General features: G+C 59.5%; 9 protein-coding genes and 1 riboswitch. Of the genes, 7 read left to right on the top strand and 2 right to left on the bottom strand.

Translation table 11 applies throughout. The features are described 5' to 3' along the window. Positions 1–307 precede the first annotated feature (307 nt). Positions 308–389: riboswitch (cyclic di-GMP riboswitch) on the top strand. 51 nt (positions 390–440) lie between these two features. The 4 genes from F822_RS06885 to F822_RS06870 all read left to right on the top strand — a co-directional run bounded on the left by F822_RS06885 (position 441) and on the right by F822_RS06870 (position 15,058). Then, positions 441–1,337, top strand: a complete 897-nt coding sequence (locus F822_RS06885) for a PEP-CTERM sorting domain-containing protein (RefSeq protein ID WP_025041355.1) — start codon at positions 441–443, stop codon at positions 1,335–1,337. Between the two features lie 251 nt (positions 1,338–1,588). Next, the gene (locus tag F822_RS06880; RefSeq protein WP_025041354.1) at positions 1,589–3,088 is read left to right on the top strand and encodes a hypothetical protein; all 1,500 of its coding nucleotides are present in this window, start codon (positions 1,589–1,591) and stop codon (positions 3,086–3,088) included. A gap of 121 nt (positions 3,089–3,209) precedes the next feature. Then, positions 3,210–4,778, top strand: coding sequence for a ShlB/FhaC/HecB family hemolysin secretion/activation protein (locus F822_RS06875; RefSeq protein ID WP_051536697.1), 1,569 nt, complete (start codon positions 3,210–3,212; stop codon positions 4,776–4,778). 71 nt (positions 4,779–4,849) lie between these two features. Then, positions 4,850–15,058, top strand: a complete 10,209-nt coding sequence (locus F822_RS06870) for a filamentous hemagglutinin family protein (RefSeq protein WP_025041352.1) — start codon at positions 4,850–4,852, stop codon at positions 15,056–15,058. Positions 15,059–15,168: 110 nt separating this feature from the next. Here F822_RS06870 and F822_RS06865 read toward each other — a convergent pair whose 3' ends face one another. Both F822_RS06865 and F822_RS06860 read right to left on the bottom strand, forming a co-directional pair. Beyond that, complete coding sequence (locus F822_RS06865) at positions 15,169–16,551, bottom strand: glycerophosphodiester phosphodiesterase family protein (protein WP_231623591.1); 1,383 nt, start codon at positions 16,549–16,551, stop codon at positions 15,169–15,171. A gap of 19 nt (positions 16,552–16,570) precedes the next feature. Next, positions 16,571–18,688 carry a PhoX family protein gene (locus tag F822_RS06860; protein WP_025041350.1) on the bottom strand — a complete coding sequence of 706 codons (2,118 nt, stop codon included), beginning with the start codon at positions 18,686–18,688 and terminating at the stop codon, positions 16,571–16,573. Positions 18,689–18,991: 303 nt separating this feature from the next. Here F822_RS06860 and F822_RS06855 point away from each other — a divergent pair, with 303 nt between their 5' ends. Genes F822_RS06855 through F822_RS06845 form a run of 3 tightly spaced genes read left to right on the top strand, consistent with a single transcriptional unit; the run spans position 18,992 to position 21,735 of the window. Continuing rightward, positions 18,992–20,650 (top strand): DUF2341 domain-containing protein, encoded by a 1,659-nt coding sequence (locus F822_RS06855; protein ID WP_025041349.1) that lies wholly within the window; start codon positions 18,992–18,994, stop codon positions 20,648–20,650. Positions 20,651–20,661: 11 nt separating this feature from the next. Further along, entirely contained in the window at positions 20,662–21,066 is a 405-nt protein-coding gene (locus tag F822_RS06850) for an ExbD/TolR family protein (RefSeq protein WP_025041348.1), read from the top strand. 3 nt (positions 21,067–21,069) lie between these two features. Beyond that, entirely contained in the window at positions 21,070–21,735 is a 666-nt protein-coding gene (locus tag F822_RS06845; protein ID WP_025041347.1) for an energy transducer TonB family protein, read from the top strand. Positions 21,736–21,740: the final 5 nt, after the last annotated feature.

Raw genomic sequence — 21,740 nt, 5'->3', positions numbered from 1 at the left:
GGGTGCCGCAGCTTCCTTCCCTGCCCCTCCTCCTCGGCGCACCAAGCTCCGGTTCCTGCCGCATAGTCCGAACGCTTCATGAAAAGCCCGGGCGAACTCCCTATCTACCGTCATATGGCATCTCTAGCATTGGGAGCGGCATGACCAGGTGTCGACCACGTTTTCGACCACGTTTAAGCGCGGGTGCCGTGCACAGAAAAAATGGACAAAAAGTACTACGAAAACCACGGGATCGCTTCACGCGCGCTTCACGATGGCTGCATATAGTGGCAAGGGTTCGGTAACAGGCGCAAGCGCTTGAGCCGTTCAGGAACAAAGCCAAACCTGTCGCGAGGCGGGGACGGAAAGCTGCGGGTCTACGCACAAGCGGAGGCAGCCGGGTTGCTCCAATAGGTTGATCTGAATGTTTGCAACATTAACTATTTAGGGAGTATTCGGTAATGAAAATGAATTTCAAGCTTGGCGCACTCGCAGCCGCCATCATCATGGGAGCCTCGGCGCCGGCCTTTGCTTTCATGGAGGGCGGCGTTAGCGGCAATGGCGAATTGCTGCTCAACGTGCGTTACTACGGCGGCACATCCGCCACCTCCGGCGGCGACGACATTTCCGCTTTGTTCGATCTCGGCATGCGGATGGACGATATGATCGCCGCTAATGGCCAGGCCGGCTTTAGCAAGGCCTGGGATCTTACCACCGGCGCCTACGGCGCTTCCTGGAACCAGTTGTTGAGTTTCGTTGGCCCCGCCAACGCAAGCCGTATCGAGTTCAGCGTCATCGCTCTGGATAACACCGATTACGACACTGTCGGTGGGAGTCGCTATCTGAGCACCATGAATGTCGAGAAAGCTCCAGGTCTGACGAATGCCAACCTGAAGGGGTTTCAGAATATGGAACAGTATATCAATGCCAACAACAGCCGTGGCACCCATGTCACCGATGCCAATGGCGCCAGTGTCGCCATGCCGACCGACGCATCCAATACTTTCTTTGGTGCTATCGGAGGGTTGACACAAGGTGACAACTGGGTAGCAAAAACCACGGTCGATACGACCATGCCGCTGGGTACGGAACAGAATTTCTGGTTTCTGACCACCGGCCCTGCTGGCTCCACGGGCCCTGCTAGCCCCTTCGGCCAGGCTGTCAAGACGCCTTTCGGTGTGGACCTGAATCACGACAGCGTTATCGGTACGGGCGAGTTCAGCAAATTTACCCTGAACGAAGCCGGTGTCCTCAGCTTCTCGGCGGTAAGCGCCGTGCCTGAAGCGGATACCTGGGCCATGCTGCTGGCAGGCCTCGGAATGCTCGGCATGATGGTTCGCCGCCGCACCGGCGTCTAGCAGCCTGTCGGACTTAAAGGAAATCGGCTGCAAAAGCGTCTGGCTGGTTCATATTTCGCCGCTTTTTCGGCCAATAGAATAACTATTGGCCTTCAAAATCCGCAAAATCTGCCCTCACCCAGTCACTTTTTCGCTGCGATTCTTCAAGTCAGACAGGCTGCCATGATTTCTTTGCCTGCCCATGTCCCCGTTGGGAAATCGGAAAGACGCAGGCTCGTTCGCTGTACCAATCAGTTTAAAAGGATATCAAGATGAAAATGAATCTGAGCAAGATCGCTGTGGCTGTGGCTGCGCTTGGCGCCGCCCAGGCCGCGTTCGCATTGACCCCCGCCCAGGTCAACGCAGGCCCCACCACCTACGTGTGGCTATCCGGCGCGTCGGCCCCCACCAATGCCGTATTCCGTAGCGTGATGGCGCTTTGCAATGGCTTGGCCGGCAACGGCGGCGCCAACGACGCACATATGTACCTGGAAGGCGCGGGCACCGAGCCCGGCAAGAGCAGCGGCGACCGGGTCGCCTATGCCTGCACCATGAGTTCAGCCGCAGGTTCGCTGGCGGGGAAGAAAGTGGTGGTGTATCACACCGTGGAAGGCGGTTCCTTCAACGCCTACGCTCCGCACCTGAGCATGGCGGGTGAGCCGAATCCCCATGGTTATCTGCCGGGCAACCTCAAGCGCGTCAATGACTTGAAATCCCTGGGTGCGGGTGGCAAATGTGCGGCCGGTACGCCCGCAATCACAAATGTCACGCTCAACGGGGTGGCTTACCCCATCGGGCGCTACAACAATTGTAGCGACACCATCACCAAGACCTTCACTGCTTCACTCAAGGGCGATGCGGCGGGCAAACCCGGGGAGAGCTACCCCGATGGCGGCTTTTCGGATACCGAGTATCTGATCAACCGGCAAAATCTCGATATCGGGCTTGACCTGGGCGCAATCGGCGGTGAAGTGGCCACGAACGTCGGCCAGGCTTTTGGCGTGGCGGTGAGCTATCCGCTGTACCACCAGTTGCAGAAGAACGATGTCGCCAGCGGTATACTGGCTTCGACCTGCGATGACGGCTCCCCTACTGCCCCTGTTCTCACGCCCGCTTCCTGCCAGCCCAGCCTTCCAGCCCAGCGCTATAGTGCCATCGCCAACAGGGATACGGTTGGTAGCGCGGACGGCAGCTTGTTTGGAGGCCCCGCGGGTTCCATCGTCAATCTTGTCCGGCGCGTTCCCACTTCCGGCACCCAATCCGCTTCGAACATGCGTTTCCTGGCCAAGCCCTGCTCCACCGGATTGTCGGGAGGCTCGCTGGAGCCCGCTCGGGCGACAGGCAGCACGCCGACGGTGGTGATAACCGAGCAATCCAGTACCGGCGGCGTGAAGAGTGCATTGAATACGGCAACCGGTGCGGGCCAATTCGCCCTGGGCGTGGTATCCGCGGAAAATACCCCGGCGCCCACCGCCACGGCCGACCGCTGGGCCTTCGTCAAGCTGGATCGCGTGTCGCCCAACTCCGATGCCCAACAGCGCGCGGAAGCGATGGATGGTTCTTACTCCTTCTGGTATGAACTGGCCGCATTTACGGCCGGGGGCTCGGTCAGCCCTGCCAGCGCTGCGGGTACGGACCTGATCGCCGCAGCCGCCGCCACCCTGGGGGAAAGCGATCTGAAGGGTATCTTCGCCACGCCGGCCGCCGGTTCAAGCGGCCCCACCTCCAAGGGCGCGCGTCTCGGCAACTCCTGCCAGCCTGCAATCCAGTAGGCATCGCGCTCTAACGGCGGTGCAACGCTGCCGATAAGTTGTTCGGGACAACCCATTCCGGGTTGTCCCATTTGCATTTATGTAAAAAGCGGTCTGAGCCCAGCTTGTGAATATTGATCGAATGTGGCGAACAGTAAATAAAGTATTGCGGGTGTGCTGCCTGTTTTGTCTTGCTGGATGGATGCAGGCATCCCATGCGCAGGATGCGCAATTCGATGTGTTCGAATATCGGGTCGAAGGCGCGACATTGCTGCCTGTCACGGTGGTGGAACAGGCGGTTTATTCTTACCTGGGTGAAAATAAAACGCTGGCGGATGTGGAACAGGCGCGCGATGCGCTGGAACGCGCCTATCACGACGCGGGTTATCTGACGGTGCTGGTCAGCATCCCGCAGCAAAAGGTAGAGGACGCAGTGGTCAGGCTGGCAGTAACCGAGGCGCCGGTGAGACGTATGCGCGTGGTCGATTCGCGCTATTTCAGCCCGGCCGATATCAAGGCCGCGGTGCCTGAGCTGGCCGAGGGGAATGTGCCGAATTTCAAGGAAATGCAGAAACAGCTTGCCGGCTTGAATCGCTCGGCCGATCGCAGGATCACGCCGGTGTTAAGGGCCGGCAAAACACCCGGCACCGTGGAAGTCGATCTGAAAGTGAAGGATCAGTTGCCGCTGCATGGCAGCGTGGAACTGAATAGCCGGCAGATCCCGAATACGACGCTGACACGGCTCAGCGCGAACCTGAGTTGGGACAACCTGTGGCACAGGCAGCATAGCCTGGGGTTGACCGGGCTCATTACGCCGGAGAACCCGGACCAGAGCAAGGTATTTTCCGCCAATTATACGCTGCCGCTGGAATCCGGCGGGTTTCTCGCCCTGTATGGCATCTATTCCGCATCCACCGTCGCCTCGCTGGGTACGCTCAATGTGCTTGGGAATGGCATGATATTCGGGGGGCGCTACATCCTGCCGCTCCCCGGCGGCGCGAAATTCTTCCATACCGCAACGCTTGGGATGGACTACAAGGATTTTACCCAGAAAATCAATCTCATTGACGGTGGCAACTTCAATACGCCGATCACTTACATGCCTTTCACCGTGGGCTGGGATGGTACCTGGATGGGAGAGGGGCGTACTACCAAACTGGGGCTGTCGTTGAATTTCCACGTGCGCGGACTGGTGGGAAGCGAAACGGAATTCGCCAACAAACGCTTCAAGGCGCATTCGAACTACTTATTTCTGCGTGGTAATTTTTCGCATACCGAAACCATGCGCCAGGGCTGGGGCGTGACCGGCCGGGCGACTTGGCAGATTGCGGCGCAACCGCTTATCAATAATGAGCAAACCATCGTGGGCGGGATAAGCACGGTGCGTGGCTACTATGAAGTTGCCGCATTGGGCGACGATAGCGCGACCGGGCAACTGGAAGTTTTTACGCCCGACTACGCCAGTTATCTGCTGGAGGCGCTGAATGAGTTTCGCCTGCTGGCTTTTATCGACGGCGGAACCGTGCGTGTGCAGCAGCCATTGCCGGGACAGAAGGACCGGTTCGATCTGGCTGGCACCGGGATGGGTCTGCGGATCAGAGGCTGGGACAGCGTATCGGCCGACTTTAGCTGGGCCGTCGCGCTGGAAGAAGCCGGCAGAACGAAAGCGGGAGATAAACGCGTGCATTTTCTGGTCCGGCACGCATGGTGAAACATGAATGACCCATACGAGAACCGGCTACATAAAGCCGCACGACAGGCCATCCTTGAAGGAGCTGACGGATGAATCGCAATATATACCGGTTGATTTTCAACCCGGCTTTGGGAATGCGGGTTCCCGCAGCGGAAACGGCGCGCAGCCGTGGCAAGGCGGCAGGCGGGAGGGTGTTGCTGCTAACGGGACTTTTGCTGGCCGCATCCGCGCAGGCCGAGTTGCCGGTGCCCTGCGGGGGCGGGTGCGGCGCGGGAGTGCCGGGTTTTGTCACCGCAGGTCAGGCGAGCTATCAGGACCATGGTCATCAGGCCGTGGTCAATCAGGTAGGCGAAAAAGCGATCCTCAACTGGGAAACGTTTAATGTCAGTCCCGGACATTCGGTACAGTTTCAGCAGGTGGAGAGCCTTGCCGCGCAGAATCTGGTGCAGGGCGCGAATTTCACCACCTTGAACCGCGTCTGGGACAGCGACCCCAGCGTCATAGCCGGCATTCTCACCCAGGCAGCCGGGCAAAATGCTAACGTCATTCTCGTCAACACAAACGGCATTGCCTTCATGGGCTCATCGCAAGTGAACCTCGGCAGTTTTACCGCCAGCAGCCTGGATATTCACGACAACTTCATTCTTAACGCTTTTCTGACCACGCAGAAAACGGTCCCCCAATTCGAAGGCGCGGGCGGGTTCATCAAGGTATTCGAAGGCGCGCGCATTACAGCCGGGAGCCAGGGACGGGTGATGCTGATCGCCCCCACGGTGATCAACAAGGGCACGGTGGAAGCACCGGACGGGCAGGTGATCGCCGCTGCCGGCACCAAGGTATTTTTACGTTCGGCGTCCGCCGAACCGGTGGATGCCAATGTGCGCGGCCTGCTGGTTGAAGTGGAGAGCCCGGCCGGCCTGGGAGATTTCGACACGGCCAACACCGATATCAAGGATGGCGTTCTGGATGGCCGGGCCGTGTCGTTGAAAGAAGGCGCGCTGGACAAGCTTGGTCACGTCACCAACCTGGGTGAACTGAGCACGCCGCGCGGCAACGTCACCATGGTGGGGTATGCCGTCAACCAGAAGGGTATCGCGCGGGCAACGACATCGGTAACCGCCAACGGTTCGGTTTATCTGCTGGCCAAGGACGCCGCAACCGCGCAGGATAATTCGACGCGTGCGGGCCGCGTGGTTCTTGCCGGTGGCAGCCTGACGGAGGTGTTGCCGGAGATGTCGGACAAGACCGGTCTGGTGGATGGGCTGACGGGTACGGGCCTCGTGCTCCCATCCCAGGTGAGGGTGCTGGGGCAGGACATACGGATGGAAAACGGGGCAGTAATCAATGCACCAGCGGGTGAGGTGAATTTTATCGCCATCGATGATCCCGGCATGGTCGTGAATAATGATCCGTTCAAGCAGCAATTTAATTTGCCTGCCTCCAGCACGGCGCGCATTCACATCGCCAGCGGTGCCCGCATCAGCGTATCCGGACTCGAAAACGTGCAGGTTTCCACGGCACGTAACGGCGTGGAAGTCGAGTTGCGAGGGGACGAATTGAAGGATTCCCCAGTGAATCGCGACGGTCCGCTGCGTGGCCAGAAGGTTTATGTCGACATCAACCGTGCCCTGAACAACGCTAATACAGGCATGCCTACCCTGATCGCCAAGGATAGTTTGCAATCCTATCAGGCGCGTCTCGAACGCACCGTCGCAGAGCGCTCGACCCAGGGTGGCACGGTGCGCCTGAACTCGCTGGGTGAAGCCATCATCGAATCCGGGGCGGTGATCGATCTATCCGGCGGCAGCCTGCGCTACACCCCGGCCAGCGTACCCACCACCCTCGTCATGTCTCGCGGCGTAACGACCGATATCGCCAGTGCGCGCGCCGATGTGCGTTACGACGGCATTGCCACCCGTTACATCCAGAATTTCGGACGCTGGAACGTAAAAGAGGTGATCGATCTGGGGCAGAGCTACAATTATGACCCAGGCTATACCGAAGGAAAGAATGCGGGTGCCCTGGAAGTAATTGGTCTGCGCGCCATCGTGATGCAGGGGGAAGTTCAGGGCCGCACCGTTGTCGGCGAAGTGCAGCGTGACGCAGGCGTCATGCCTGCCGGCGCCCGTCTGACCCTGGGCACCGGGGCAGTTACCCATGCCACCAGCACCGGAGATGACTATAAATTAAACCAGCTGGTCGAACTGAACAGCACCGGCGCCACGCTGCCGGACGGGTTCAGGTTTGGTGATGCGCTTTCACCCGATCTCGTCAATACCTTACGTCTCAGCCCTACGCTGCTGGGCAAGGATAAGGTCGCCAATCTGGAGATTTTCAGCAATCAGGCGGTAGCGGTGCGCGAGGCGTTGCGTACCCCACAAGGCGGCAGCATAAATATTACCGCACAAGGATTGACGGTCGATGCGGATATCGTGGCCCCGAGCGGTTCGATTGTGCTCGATGCGCGCAGGAACGACGTCAATATCGCTTCCGGCCCTGTGGATATGGTCGTGGCCGATGGCGTGACACTTTCGGCACGAGGCGCCTGGGTGAACGAATTGCGCGGGGTCCCCGCGGGCTCGGGCGAGGTTGCGCTGCCGAATGGTGGGAAGATCGCGCTCTCGGCTTCCGATAATCTCGCCCTGGGGCACGATACACTGATGGATGTCACCGGCGGCGGCCGGCTCAAAGTCGATGGCCGAGGCAAGGTCATGGCAGGGAACGGGGGTGAAATCAGGCTGTCGGGCAATGCCTTGTCGGGCCTTGGCGACAATGTGCGCGGCCATGGCCTCGGCGGTGGCGGCACGCTCACTGTTTCCAGCAACAAAATACAGATAGGCGGCACGCCGGACAATAATTCCGGCACAGTGAATCTGGATACGGGATTTTTTGAGCGCGCGGGTTTTGCCAATATCAATCTTGGCGGAATCGAGAGCGTGACGTTATCCGAGGGGGTTCGGATCAAGCCGACCGTTCTCAGCCTGGAACTGCTGCCCGAATATACGCTACGGCCGAGCGGCAGCAAGATCGAAGGTTTCAGCCACCAGGTAAAACTGGATGACCTGGTGCGCCAACCGGTAAATCTGAGTTTCGTGGTGAGAAATCCCGACGAGCAGGGAGCGGCCGATCTGTTGATCGGCGCAGGCGCGCATATCGAGGCGGACCCCAAGGCTGAAATCATGCTTGCCGCCGATCGGTTGGTGAACATACAGGGGCGGATCACCGCTCCCGGCGGCAGCATTACGGCGACACTCGATCACAGCCACGAGTTCAACTTCAATGCCGGCAACGGCATCTGGCTGGGCAAACAGGCCGTACTCGACGTATCCGGATTGGCGCTGACCTATCTCGACAACCAGCGGCTGACGCAGGGCGAAGTGCTGAGCGGCGGCAGAGTAGCCTTGAATGCACAGTTCGGCAATGTCGTCGCCGAAGCGGGTTCAAACATCAACATTGCCGGCGCCGTGCCGGTCCGGCTGGATATTCTGAACGCGGCCGGAGGCCTGGGGCAGTGGGTGGGCAGCGACGCCGGCTCCGTCAACATCGTTGCGCGTGAAGGCATATTGCTTGACGGCGGCATCATGGCGCGGGGAGGCAGCGCATCGAATCGCGACGGCACGCTTGATCTCGTCCTGGGGCTTGTGGATGTGAGCAATCCACAGGATAAAGGGTTTCCCGCCGGTGAGCGCGTATTGAGCCTGGCGCAGACAGTGGCACCTCAGGCGGGCGGCCTCGTTCCGGGTGTCGCCCTCCCCGTCGGACTTGGACGGCAGGCCCGGCTGGGCGCCACGGCATTTGATGCAGCCGGTTTCGACCGCATTGCGCTGAAAAGCCTGGATGCGATCCGCCTGGAGAACGGCCTGAACCTGGGCGCCAATCGAGCCCTGCCATTGAAAGAGCTGGTGCTGGATGCGCCGCGCATCGAGACAGCAGGGGGCGAAGCCGCGCTGAAGGCGGAAACCATCCGGCTGGGCAATTTCGATGTGGTGCTTCAGGATCGGATGAATACACCGGTTGCGGGCACCGGCAACTTCAGGGCTGACGCGCAGTTGCTGGAGCTCGCGGGCAATCTCAGCCTGACCGGCATGGGGCGTTCCGAATTCATGGGCGCCCGGGAAGTAAGGCTTTCGGGGGTGAGCACAGGCGCTATACCGCGTCCGACAGCCGTGCTGTCGAGTGCGGCCGATCTCATTTTTCATGGCGCGGTGGTTACCCCTGCGACCTATAGTCAAGTCGATATTCGGGCGCCAGGGCAAACGGTCACATTCAGCGGCAATACCACACGGCCGCCGCAGCCGTTGTCCGCCTTGGGGAGCCTTGCGGTAACCGCCGCGAATATCATCCAGGGCGGCAATATATGGGCGCCGTTCGGCCAACTGGTTTTCACTGCCGCCGATACACTTGTTTTCAAGGACGGAAGCCTGACTTCCATCGCTGCCGTTCCCGGCAGCCTGATTCCCTTCGGCATGACCGTGAATGGCCGTAGCTGGTTATACAGGCCGGACTCACAGGATATCCCACAGCTTGCATTGTCTGAAAAATCCATTCGTACCCAGGCGGCGAATATCGACATGCAGGCGGGTGCCACCGTTCATCTCGCGGGTGGGGGAGATTTGCAGTCTTACGAATTCAGCGTGGGACCGGGAGGGGCGCGCGACATTCTGAACGATCCGGGCATTTATGCCATCCTGCCGGGCTACGCGAGTTCCTTTGCACCCGGCGACAGGCAGGAAAACACCGGTTTCGATCGCACGGCGGGCGATGCCGTCTATCTTTCCGGCATACCTGGGCTGTCAGCGGGCACCTACACGTTACTACCCGCCCACTACGCACTGCTGCCCGGCGCTTATGCGGTCCGGCTCAACCCGGACGTATCCAATCTGCTGCCGGGGCAGGCTTACAGTAGACAGGACGGCATTCAGGTTGTGCCGGGCTATGTAACGGACAGCCGCGCAGCATCGGGCGGCCCGCGTGATGCACTTTGGAGCGGATTTGAAGTGCTGACCCGCGATCAGGTTTTGCAGCGGTCGGAAATTACGCTTACCCGCGCGTCCGATTTTTTTGCAAACGACTCCAGCCGTCCGCAGGATGGGGGCCTGCTCACCCTGGAGACCACCGGTGGCCTGACGCTGGATGCCATTTTCAAGCTGGCCGCAGCCGAAGGCGGCCGCGGGGCGGCAGTGGATATCAGCGCGCCCGACATTGTTGTCACCAGCGGCAACCCATCGGGAATCGATCCCCTGGCTACCCGCATCGAGGCTGCTACACTCAACGCCATGGGCGCGACCAGCCTGCTGCTGGGCGGCACGCGCAGCGCGGGTGTCGCGAACTCTGCCACCGGCGGCACTACGATCGGCCTCACGGTCGGCGCGGATAAGGTGACGTTGGCCAATGACGCCGGTCACGCCCTGAAAGGCGATGAAATCATCCTTGCGGCGAAGGATACCCTCACGCTGAAAGCCGGCAGCGCCATCGAAGCGCAAGGCAATGCGATGAGTACGGGTGGAATGCGCAGCTACAGCGCCGATGGAAACGGAGCGCTCGTGCGGGCGGCTTCCACGGTCGCTGGTTTTTCGCGTAGCGGCAGTCCGGATCAGTCCCGGGGTACGCTGGCCGGGGAAGCCGGCAGCATCATTCATGCATCGAATTCGATTACGCTGGATGCCACCCATCAGAATACGTTCGCGGGCCTGCCCGTTTTTGCGGATGGCAAGGGTAATCCGGTCGCTGGAAATTTGTCGATTGGCGCGGCACGCGTTAATTTTGGTGATGCACCGGCAGGTGCCGACGGCCTGACTCTCGGCCAGGGCGAACTCGATGGGTTGAACAGTCTGAATTCACTGACGCTGACGAGCTATAAGACATTCGACCTGTATGGAGATGTCAGCATTGGCGGGGTAAACGCGGACGGCAAACCGACGCTGCAAGCCTTGAATCTGCAGGGTGCCGGACTGGCCGGCCTCGACAATGGCGGTAAAACCGCACATCTGCGTGCGAACAGCATCGCGCTGTCAAACCCGGCGGCAGCGGCCTTCACGCCAGGCGGAGCGCTCGGCAACGGCACGCTGGCAATACAGGCGGATAAACTGGTGTTGGGCGAAGGCGTCAAAGCCATCCAGGGATTTTCTCAGGTTGACGTCATGGTGACCGAACTGATCGGACGCGGTACCGGCAGCACCGATATCGGCGCCACCGGAAACACGAATCTGAATGTGGCGCGGATCAGCGGCGAGCAAGGCGCCGATCAGACGCTGACTGCAGGCGGCAGGCTCGATGCCGCTATGAGGGCGTCCGATCGTGTTCTTGCGGCGATAAACACGCTGGGCGCGAAGTGGGTGCTGTCGGGTACGGAGGTGACGTTCGACACTCAGGCAATTCTGCCATCAGGACAGCTCAAACTTGCGGCAACCGCCGGAAATCTGGTGCTGGGCGCAAATGGCGAATTGAATGTGGCCGGCCGGCCGGTGGTTTTTTTCGATGCGATCCGTACAGCACCAGGCGGCATGATCGAATTGGCAAGCGATAACGGAGGCATACTCGTGCAAGACGGCGCGCGGGTGAATGTATCCGGCGCAGAGGGCGGCGATGCCGGCAAAGTAATCATGCGCGCAGCCAATGGTACCGCAAACATTGCCGCGAGCAGTCTGCAGGGTTCGGCCACGGCGGATAACAGCGGCGCGAGAGGCGATGGGGCGCGTTTTGAGCTGGATGTGGCGATGCTGCCGGATTTCTCCACACTTAATACGGCACTCAACCAGGGTGGATTCGATGGCGCAAGAACGCTGCGCGTACGCACGGGCGATATCCATCTGGCGGCAGCCGATACCGTCAAGGCAAAAGAAATACACATCGCTGCGGATGGTGGCAAATTGGGCGTGGCCGGCCACATTGACGCCTCAGGCAAGGATGCGGGCAGTATCAATCTTTACGCAGGGAATGACGTGACCGTGCTGACGGGCGCCAGGCTCGACGCCTACGCAACGGGTGCGAATAGAAGTGGCGGCGAAGTCGAGATCGGTACGACGGAAGGTAAGCTGAACCTGGCCGCGGGCAGCGTGGTGGATGTGCATGGCGGCAGCGGCAGCCAACCCGGCGAAGGTGGCAAGGTATTGTTGCGCGCCCCCCGTTCGAGTGCAGGCGATGAGGTGGGAGTGAGCGCCATCGACAGCAGTATCAGCGGAGCCGGATCGGTCGTGGTGGAGGCGGTAAAGGTGTACGGCAATATCACCACGCTCACCGATACCGGCACAAGTAGCGGTACAACGCTGAGTCTTGCCACAGTGAACGCCGATAACACCCACTTTGCGTCCCACGCCGGCGCGATCGCCTCGCGCCTGGGCAAGACCGGCGATACCCTTTTTCATGTGCGTCCCGGTGTCGAGGTACGATCGGCAGGGGATATCACGCTCAGCAAGGACTGGAATCTCGGCGTAAGCCGAGCGGGTGGCGAACCCGGCATGCTGACCCTGCGTGCCGGGGGCAACCTCAGGATTAACAGCAATCTGTCGGATGGATTCAACGTTGCGACCCCATTCAGCAGCGGTATGACCCCCGCAACCCTGCTCACGGGAAATTCCTGGGGTTACCGGCTGGTTGGTGGAGCGGATGCCGGCGCTGCCGACCCGCTGGCAGTGAGGGCGGGCAGTGGCGACATCACTCTGGCAGCAGGCAAGCTGATACGCACCGGCACGGGAGATATCCGCATGTCCGCCGGACGCGACATCAAGCTTGCCGACAGCAAGGCGGCGATATACACCGCTGGGCGCGTGGCAGATGTGGCCGATGGTTTCATTACGCCTGCCGATGCCCAGTTCAGCCAGGGCGGGGGAAGCATCGGCATGACGGCAATGGGCGATATCATCGGATCGCCGTCAGCGCAACTTTATTCCAATTGGTTATTCCGCCAGGGCCGGCTGAATGAAACCACCGGAGCGTATACGCTCCAGCCTGCCTGGTGGGTGCGCTTCGATCAGTTCCAGCAAGGCGTCGGGGCGCTGGGCGGCGGCGATGTCACGCTGACCGCTGGCGGCAGGATCCAAAACCTCTCCGCCAGCACGCCGGCCCAAGCGCGCATGACGGCCATGACACCGGATGCGGGCAGTCTGGTGAAGACGGGTGGCGGTGACGTGCGGGTGGAAACCGGCGGCGATCTGCTGGGTGGGCAATACTATGCGGATCGCGGAGATCTGGTCGTGAATGTGGGCGGCAGGATAGACAGCGGGCAGAACGTGAGTGGCAAACCACTCTACACTATCCTGGCTTTAAGCGACACACAGGCGCGGGTGCGCGCGCAAGGAGATGTCAACATTCATTCCGTGCTGAATCCGCATCTCGTGATTCAGGCCACCGGCAGGGGGACGACATTCAATCTCAATGCCAGCGCGCCCAGTTCCACCAATCCCAGCTGGAGCCTGTTTTCGTCTTACGGCGAAGACAGCGGCGTGCATCTGCAGAGCCTGGATGGAACGGTGACGCTGCACAACGATACCAGCGTGCTGACAAATGCTTACCGGGCGCCGCTGAGTTTTAATGTATCCGCTAATACCTATACGACTGAATTGTTGTCCATCCTGCCGCCCAGCCTGTTGGTTACGGCGTTTCAGGGAAGCATCGTCCTGCCGGATACGCGCACAACGGTGCTGAGTCCCGCGGGGCGCGGAAACCTGGAGCTGCTCGCATCGGATTCCGTCAATATTCATACGCCGGTAGTCATGAGCGACCGGGATCCGGCACTGATCCCGACTGCGATCAGGCCGGGTATAAAACCGAATCAGTTTCCGCTTTCCACCGTGAGCCCTGCTGATCGGGAACTTGTCCATGCCACCACGCCTGTCCATGCGGGCGATACGCGGCCGGTGAGAGTCTACGCCGTTGCGGGCGATATCCAGGGTAATTTCAATGAACTGACTCTCGACCTTGCCAAGGCGTTTCAGCTCCGTGCGGGGCAGGACGTACGCGACGTGGGTATCGTTGCGCAGCACGTCAACGCGGGCGATCTCAGCCGCGTGGTGGCGGGCAGGGATGTCGCCTTCACCTCCGGTAACGACCGGACGGACAATGCCAGGATCTGGGTGGGCGGTCTGGGCCGGTTGGAGGTGACCGCGGGACGAAATATCGATCTGGGGACGTCGGCGGGCATCGTCAGCCGCGGTGATCTCGACAATGCGCAACTGCCCCGCGGCGGCGCCGATATTGATGTCGCAGCGGGAATGGGCGCGCAGGGAATCGATTATACCGGCGCTGTCGACCGACTGGTAGCTGAACTGGAAAAGGCGGGCGGCAGCCCGGATAATGCCCTGTTGTGGCAGGCGCGCTGGCTGGTGGGGAATGATGTCCTGAGCGGTTCCGATGCGCTGCAAGCAGTGAAAGCGGTACAGGCGCAGGATGGGGAAGCCCAGCGCGGCCTGGTGCGCGAGATGATTTATTCGGCGTTGCTCGTTACCGGGCGGGACTCGAACAATCGCGAAAGTCCTTATGCCGCCGACTATGAGCGGGGTTATGCGGCGCTGGAACTGGTGTTCCCGGGCATACGGGAACAAAACCCGGACGGAAGCTTCAAGAATTATCAGGGAGAGATCAACTTGTTCGCCAGTCGCATCAAGACCGAGCGCGGCGGCAACATCGAGTTCATGGCACCGGGAGGAGGCGTGATAGTCGGCCTCAGCAATACGCCGGAAGTACTGATAAGCACAGGCAACGATGTGTTGGGCATGGTGGTGGTGGCTGACGGCAACATTCGCGGCTTCGCCCGCAACGACATCCTCGTGAATCAGTCACGCATCCTTACCGTGGGCGGTGGCGATGTCCTGTTATGGTCGAGCGAAGGCGATATCGATGCCGGTAAAGGCAAGAAGACCGCGGCCGCAGTGCCGCCGCCGGTCGTCAAGGTGGATGCGCAGGGCAATGTAACCCAGGAACTACAGGGAGCTGCGTCAGGCAGCGGGATCGGGGCGCTTTCCAGCGGCGGCGCAGCCGCAGGGGACATTGACCTGATTGCGCCCAGAGGCACGGTGAATGCGGGTGATGCCGGCATTCGGGCGGGTAACCTCAATATCGCCGCACAAGTTGTGCTGGGTGCGGATAACATTTCCGTATCAGGCACTTCCACCGGCACGCCGGTAGCGGACGCCAGCGCAGTCACCGCCACCACCTCGGGCGCCACATCGCAAGGAGACGATGTGGCGAAGGCTACCGCTGCGTTATCGCAGAATCTGTCGGATGCCGCACGCACATCCGACGAGATGAGGCAGCTTAAACCTACTTTTATTTCAACCGAGGTGATCGGTCATGGGGAGTAAAGGCGCGGCAACATGCCGCTATGCCGACGCACAAAACGCCTGACCGGGATCCTGCATGGCGCATATCCGGTCGGTATCAGGCAGACACGTCCACTATCGGCTATCAGCGATCAGCGAAGGTTCATACAACTGGCATAGTAGCTCACGGTTGCCGGCCAGTCGCTGAAGATGCCGATAATGCCGATATCCTTCGCGAGCACGTCCAGCACTTTCATCACATCGCCTTCACGCGCGATCGCCGAGTCGAAAGTCTGATAATAAAAGCCGTTGTCGCCATCCGCCAAAATTCCCGAGCGTTCCAGCGTCCAGGTAATCATGTCGAGTCCCGCGGACTTCGCCTGTCCGGCGTACCTGGAGGGCACGATGTTGCCGCTGCCATCGGTAGCCAGCAGGGCAAACAGGGGCGGAGCGACGATATTGATGCCCTCGGCCTTGTATGCGGCCAGTTGCGCGGCCTGGGGCAGATCAGCGACGACGTTGGCATCGTCAAGGTAAACTGCCTGTTTGCCGAACTGCGGTTCATTGGCGATCCAGTAGCGTATGTCGCGGATATCGAACGACTGGACGTAAACATCCCGGGGATTGACATCCGCAGCCTTGTATTCGTCGATCATCTGTTGAGCGTAGTCCTGCTGTGTGTAGTCGCCCACACCATCGCCATCGCTGTCATAAGGCATCGCCATACCGGTGCTCTTGAGCTCAGGCATCATTTTTACGCCCAGGTCCGTGAACAGTCGTATGCTTTCTTTATGGGTAAGGAGAGTCCCGCTGGTGGGGCCGGCATACAGACCCGTACGCCAACCCGGGATGTCACCCAGATATTCCGGGAAACTCCTCGCTGCGGGGTTGAAGCTGTCCATTTTGCCTTTGAGACTTTTGAATTCATCCACGGTGAGATCGCTGGTGCAACATCGAGCGGACGCCTCCCGAACAAGATTTCCGGAAGCATCGAACTGAGCGGGTATAAAAGGCCTGCTGCATTTTTCCGCCAGCGGTGTATTGAGAATATCGGTCGTCATATGCAAATCGCATTGCGAATGACGGCAGACCAGTATCTTGTCCCGGGTAAAGGTTACGTCGCACTCCACAATGCCCGCGCCCATGCGTGCGGCTGCCTCATAGGACTCTTTCGTATGCTCCGGAAACTGCAGGGCCGCGCCACGGTGGCCAATCGAAAAATCGGTTTTACGGAATGGCCCGTTGCCGCAGCGCTGCAGCCTGCTCTTGAGTTTGCCGGGCTCCATGTCTTCGACGAGGAAAAAAGGACGCGGGCCGAGCTGGATATTCATGCCGGCTTCCGCCTCGCGATCATGGCGGGCGCTTTCTCCTCCGTTATCGCTTTCGCCCGCTGATGCAGGCGCGATAACGATGGATAGTGCGGCCAGCATGAAGCGTGTTATCAATGCCAGCAAGACGAAATTGCGCGAGGGCATGCCGACCGGAGTCGCCTGCTGTATCCTGGTGAGGCGATTTACGGCGCGAATACTCAACACTCGGCAGCCTTTGCAGGGATCAGGAACCGATTACGCCGCCATCATCCTTGGTGATGACCACTACGGCGGAGCGTGGTTTCGATACCGGCTTGCGGCCGCTGGCTGTGGTCGGGCCGTTGACCCCGCTATCGGGCCAGGTTGAGTTTTCGGTAAAATTATCGCTCCAATCCTCACCAGGGTGCTGAATCCCCAGGAACATGGTTTTTCCGTCCGGGGTTGTAGTCACACCGGACACTTCGCAATTTTTCGGGCTGGTGAGAAAGCGCCTGGTTTCCCCGTTGGCGGGGTCGGCACACAGCATCGCATTGCCGCCGATATTGATCCAATCACCCGTGGCATCGCCGGCCTGGTCGGTCTGAATCCACAGGCGTCCATCCTTATCGAACCAGAGACCATCCGGAGAACCGTAATCATCACCGTGGATGTTGCCGGCATAACCGTCATGACCGGCCTGATTGTAGCTGGCGCCAAGGTTTCTGTTCGCGCCGCCGCCAGCCTTGTCACCGCACTGTACGAAGACCTCCCATTTGAAGGTGGTGGCGGTCAGCTTGTCCATGTGCTCACGCCAGCGGATGATATGGCCATAGATATTATCGGGGCGGGGGTTGGCCGCATCCACCGGAGGATTGGCACGTGCGACGGTACTGGTGCCATCGGACGCGTTGCTGGAAACCGGGTTATTACCGCGACGATTGTTATTGGTCAGGGTGAGGTAAATTTCCCGCGTGAGAGGATGCGCAGCGGTCCACTCGGGCCGATCCATCATGGTGGCGCCGACGCGGTCGGCAGCCTGGCGGGTCTTGATCAGCACCTCCGCCTGGCTGTTGAAGCCGTTCTCCGGCGTCAGCCCATTCATGCCCCAGGTCAGGGCTAACCAGACCCCGGACCCGTCGCCATCGAATCGCGCCACATAGAGCGTGCCCGAATCCAGCAAATCACGGTTGGCCTTGGGATTTTCAGGGCTATAGGCTTTACTGCAAACAAATTTGTACACATATTCGTTGCGCTCGTCATCACCCATGTAGACCGCAACCCTGTTTTCGTCGTCAACGACAACCCACGCGCCCTCGTGCTTGATACGGCCAAGGGCGGTACGCTTGACAGGAATGCTATAAGGATCCCAGGGATCGATTTCAACCACCCAGCCAAAGCGGTTGGGTTCATTGCAATGGAGATCGGCGCGGAAGCGTTTGTCCACCTCGTGCCAGCGATAGCCAAAGCCTCCCTTCACAATGCCATAGCGATTCTGGCTGGCGAGAATGTCGGTTTTCCGAGCAGGGTCGCTTATGCCCGCAACGTTTCCGGTCTCATTGGAAAAGTAACTATTCCAGTTCTCCTCGCAGGTCAGATAGGTGCCCCATGGTGTATAGCCATGGGCGCAATTGCTGAGCGTGCCTTGTACATTCAGACCGGCAGGGTCGGCGGAGGTGGTCATCAGATCGTGTCCCGATGCGGGACCGCTAAGCCTGCAGAGTGTATTGCCAGTAATGCGCCGGTTGAAGGGAGACTGGGATACGACACCCCAGGCACCCTTCTCCCTTTGGACCGTGACAATGCTCACGCCATGAGCGGCCTGCTGGGCGCGCACCATCTCCAGCGTCAAAGAAACAGTTCTATACGATGATGCCGGCTTGATGTTATTCACCAGGGCCGGGTCGCAATACTCGTTGCCGGCCACGAGCAACCCGCGCGAGTTGCCGAGGTTACCCGGGAACGGAGAGAAATGTATCCCATCGGAATGAGCGCCGAAGGAGTGCAACTGGGTCGCTTCGTCCATTGCGCCCACGGTATCCCAATGGGGCGCCGTGGTGAGGGAATCACCCCAGGCTATCAGTACCTTGGCGGTGTATCCGTTCGGAACCGTGACCGCGTCGGTCATGGGCAGAATATTGGCTGGAACCGGCGTGAAGCCGATGCCGTTCGGGATAGAGGAAGCGGCCCGGGCGTGGTAGCCTCGTCCGTCGAACCAGCACCCACCGAATAGCGAAAGCATGGTTACGCCGAAGGACCCCTGGAGAAATCCGCGCCGGGAAAGTTTGCGCGCGTCAATCAGATTCCGGATGGACTCGTTACCTGATTCGTTGCAGCTGGTCAAACCGGGATTTATCCTCCCGTCGGGATGTAAAGTGCTGGTCATGATGTGTCCTTTGCCGGTGAACGGTTTCGATTGTGGCTGTGCTGTCGGCATGGATACCGTACATGGGCTATTTTCATCATCCAATGTTACAAAAGTTATATTGTCATTTAGACAAGCTCATACTTGATAGACCGGGCGCTACCGCGCCGGTTTCATCGCCTGCGCCACTGCTTTCCCGTAATCCGCTCCGTTTCCGATCGTTTTGCCTCCATCGTGTGATGATCCGTTCGGACCATATCTCTGCCTAATGGCTGTCATCTGGTGCATGGATAATCGCTGATTATTTTATTCAGGCGGATACCCATGCGCGTCCTTGCGCCCCTTCTTGCTTTCGTGTTGTGTAGCTTCTCGTTGTCCAGTCATGCCTGGTGGAACGATGGATGGACGGCGCGCAAGAAAATCACACTGACGAGCGCGGCCGGAGAGGTGGTGGATGCACCGGTACTCATTCGCTTGCATACAGGAAACTTCGATTTTTTTTCGGCGAATGATGACGGTAGCGATTTGCGCCTGGTTTCCGGAGATGACAAGGCTGAACTGAAATTTCATGTCGAAAAATGGGATAGTGCGAATCAGCTGGCGTTGATCTGGGTGAAGGTACCCAGGCTTTCCGCGCAGACAACGCTTTTTCTCTATTTCGGTAATGAGAATGCGGCATCCGCGGTAGACCCCAAAGGAACGTACGATGCCGGCAGCGCCATATACCATTTTGCCGAGCTGGAAGGGAACCCACGAGATAGCGGGCTCAACGGTCTGCATGCGCAATCCGCTGTACAGCGGATTGCCGCGTCGTTCTCAAACGGCGGCGCGGGGTTCGACGGATCGCAAACCCTGACGTTACCGCCGGTGAATGCGGGCACCGGGTACAGCTTCTCGGTATGGATCAAGCCCGCGTCGCTCAAGGGCACGCTATTCCAGTCGGACAATGTCAGCGCGGCGCTCGAGGGCGGCCTGATCAAAATGAAGTCGGGTGCGGCAAGCGTTGCTTCAAGCACGGCGCTTGGCGCAGGCCAATGGCACCACCTGGGATTCACGGTCGCGGATGCACTGCGTGTATATGTGGATGGCAAGCTGGCGGGCGAGTTGCCGGGTGCCGCGTTACCGTCGGGAAGCGTCGTGCTGGGCGCCGGCTTTACGGGCGAAATGGATGAGGTGCAAATATCCGCGATCGCGCGCAACGCAGAATGGATGGCGGTGCAGGCGGCACAAGGGCCGGATGGCAAGCTTGTCACGATGGGCGAGGAAGAGACCGCCGAAGGGGGTGGCGACGAAGCTTCGCACCTGGGCATCATCCTGAAATCGTTGACCGTGGATGGGTGGGTTGCGATTGGACTGCTGGCGGTCATGCTGGTGATCGCGATCTGGGTGATGTACAGCAAAACGGTCTATATCAATCGCGTGGATAAATCCAACAGCCGTTTCATGGACAAATTTCGCGAGCTTTCCACCGACCTGACGACGATAGATAAAGCGCAGGGATTGGGGAAAGACTTCAAATATTCGCCGCTCTACCGCATTTACCACATCAGTGCGGTTGAGCTGGCACATCGGTTCGATGATACCGATGCAGCGCATCTTTCCAAGTCGCTGTCGCCGCAATCGCTCGACGCGATCCGTGCCAGCCTCGACGCAGGGTTGGTGGAGGAGATTCAGCGCATGAACAGGTTCATGGTACTGCTGACCATCGCTATCTCCGGCGGACCCTTTATCGGGTTGCTGGGTACGGTGATGGGGGTAATGATCACATTTGCGGCGATTGCCGCCGCCGGGGATGTCAATGTCAACGCAATCGCACCGGGCATTGCGGCGGCGCTGGCTGCAACGGTGGCCGGTATGGGCGTGGCGATTCCTTCGCTGTTCGGCTACAACTATCTGGCTTCGCGCATCAAGGCCACCGTATCAAGGATGCATATTTTCGTCGACGAGCTTGTTACCAAACTTGCCGAAAACTACAGTCGCTGATCGGGATTGTCATGAAACTTCAGGAAGACAACGAGCTTTACGACGAAATCAATGTCGTGCCCATGCTGGATCTCGCCTATGTGTTGCTGGTAATTTTCATCATCATGACAACAGCATCGGTGCAGGGAATAAAGGTCAATTTGCCCAAGGCCAGCAATTCTCCCAGTCTGGCCAAGCCCCAGACCAAGGCGATCACGATCAACGAAAGCGGGCAGATTTTTCTGGATGCCTATCCGGTAACGCTGGATGAATTACGAACCCGGTTGGGCGAATTGAGAGCTGCCAATCCCGAGTTGCCGGTCGTGGTCAAGGGAGATACGGTAGTGCAGTACGGCAAGGTAATGGAAGTGCTCGAATTACTGGGGCAATTGGATATTACGCAGTTGGGCCTTGTCACCCAGAGACTGGTGAAGTAGTGCATGGAAGAATCAAGCGAAGACCAAAGGCCGGCCTGGGTGCGCTGGGGCGTCGTTTTACTTGTCGTGAGCGGCGCGGTCACGCTGGGATTGTGGCTGAAAGATTTTCTGGGAAGTGACCAGCCGCCGCCGAAGCCATCGCTTCAGCAGATCACCTTGATCAAGCCGCCACCTCCGCCACCCCCTGAGCAAAAGCCGCCGGAGCCTGTTGTAAAGGAAGAGATCAAGCTTTCCGAGCCCGACCCCGAACCAATGGATCAGGCGGATGAACCGCCGCCAGGGCCGGATCTGGGTGTGGATGCGGAGGGAACCGGCAGCGGCGATGGATTCGGGCTCGTAGGAAAAAAAGGCGGGGCCGATTTGATCGGTGGCTCCAAAGGGAATCCATGGGCCTGGTATGACGCCATAGTGAACGATGCGGTGAACTCCGCTTTTCAGGATGCGTTGGCGCGCGAGAAGGCGCTCAAGGACAAAAGCTACAAGGTGGTGGTGAAGGTATGGATCGATGCCGGGGGGAAAGTGGCGCGAATTACGCTGGTCGATAACACCGGAGATGCAAAGGTTGATGAGTTACTCAAGGATGTGCTGCAGAACCTGCGGGCCATGCGCGAGGGTCCGCCTGCCGATATGCCGCAGCCGTTGAAAATACGCGTGACCTCGCGCGCCTGATGGGT

The sequence above is a fragment of the Nitrosospira briensis C-128 genome (assembly GCF_000619905.2).
Lineage (GTDB): Bacteria > Pseudomonadota > Gammaproteobacteria > Burkholderiales > Nitrosomonadaceae > Nitrosospira > Nitrosospira briensis.
The sequence above is the reverse complement of the archived record's forward strand: the minus strand, read 5'-3'. Positions and strand labels throughout refer to the sequence as shown.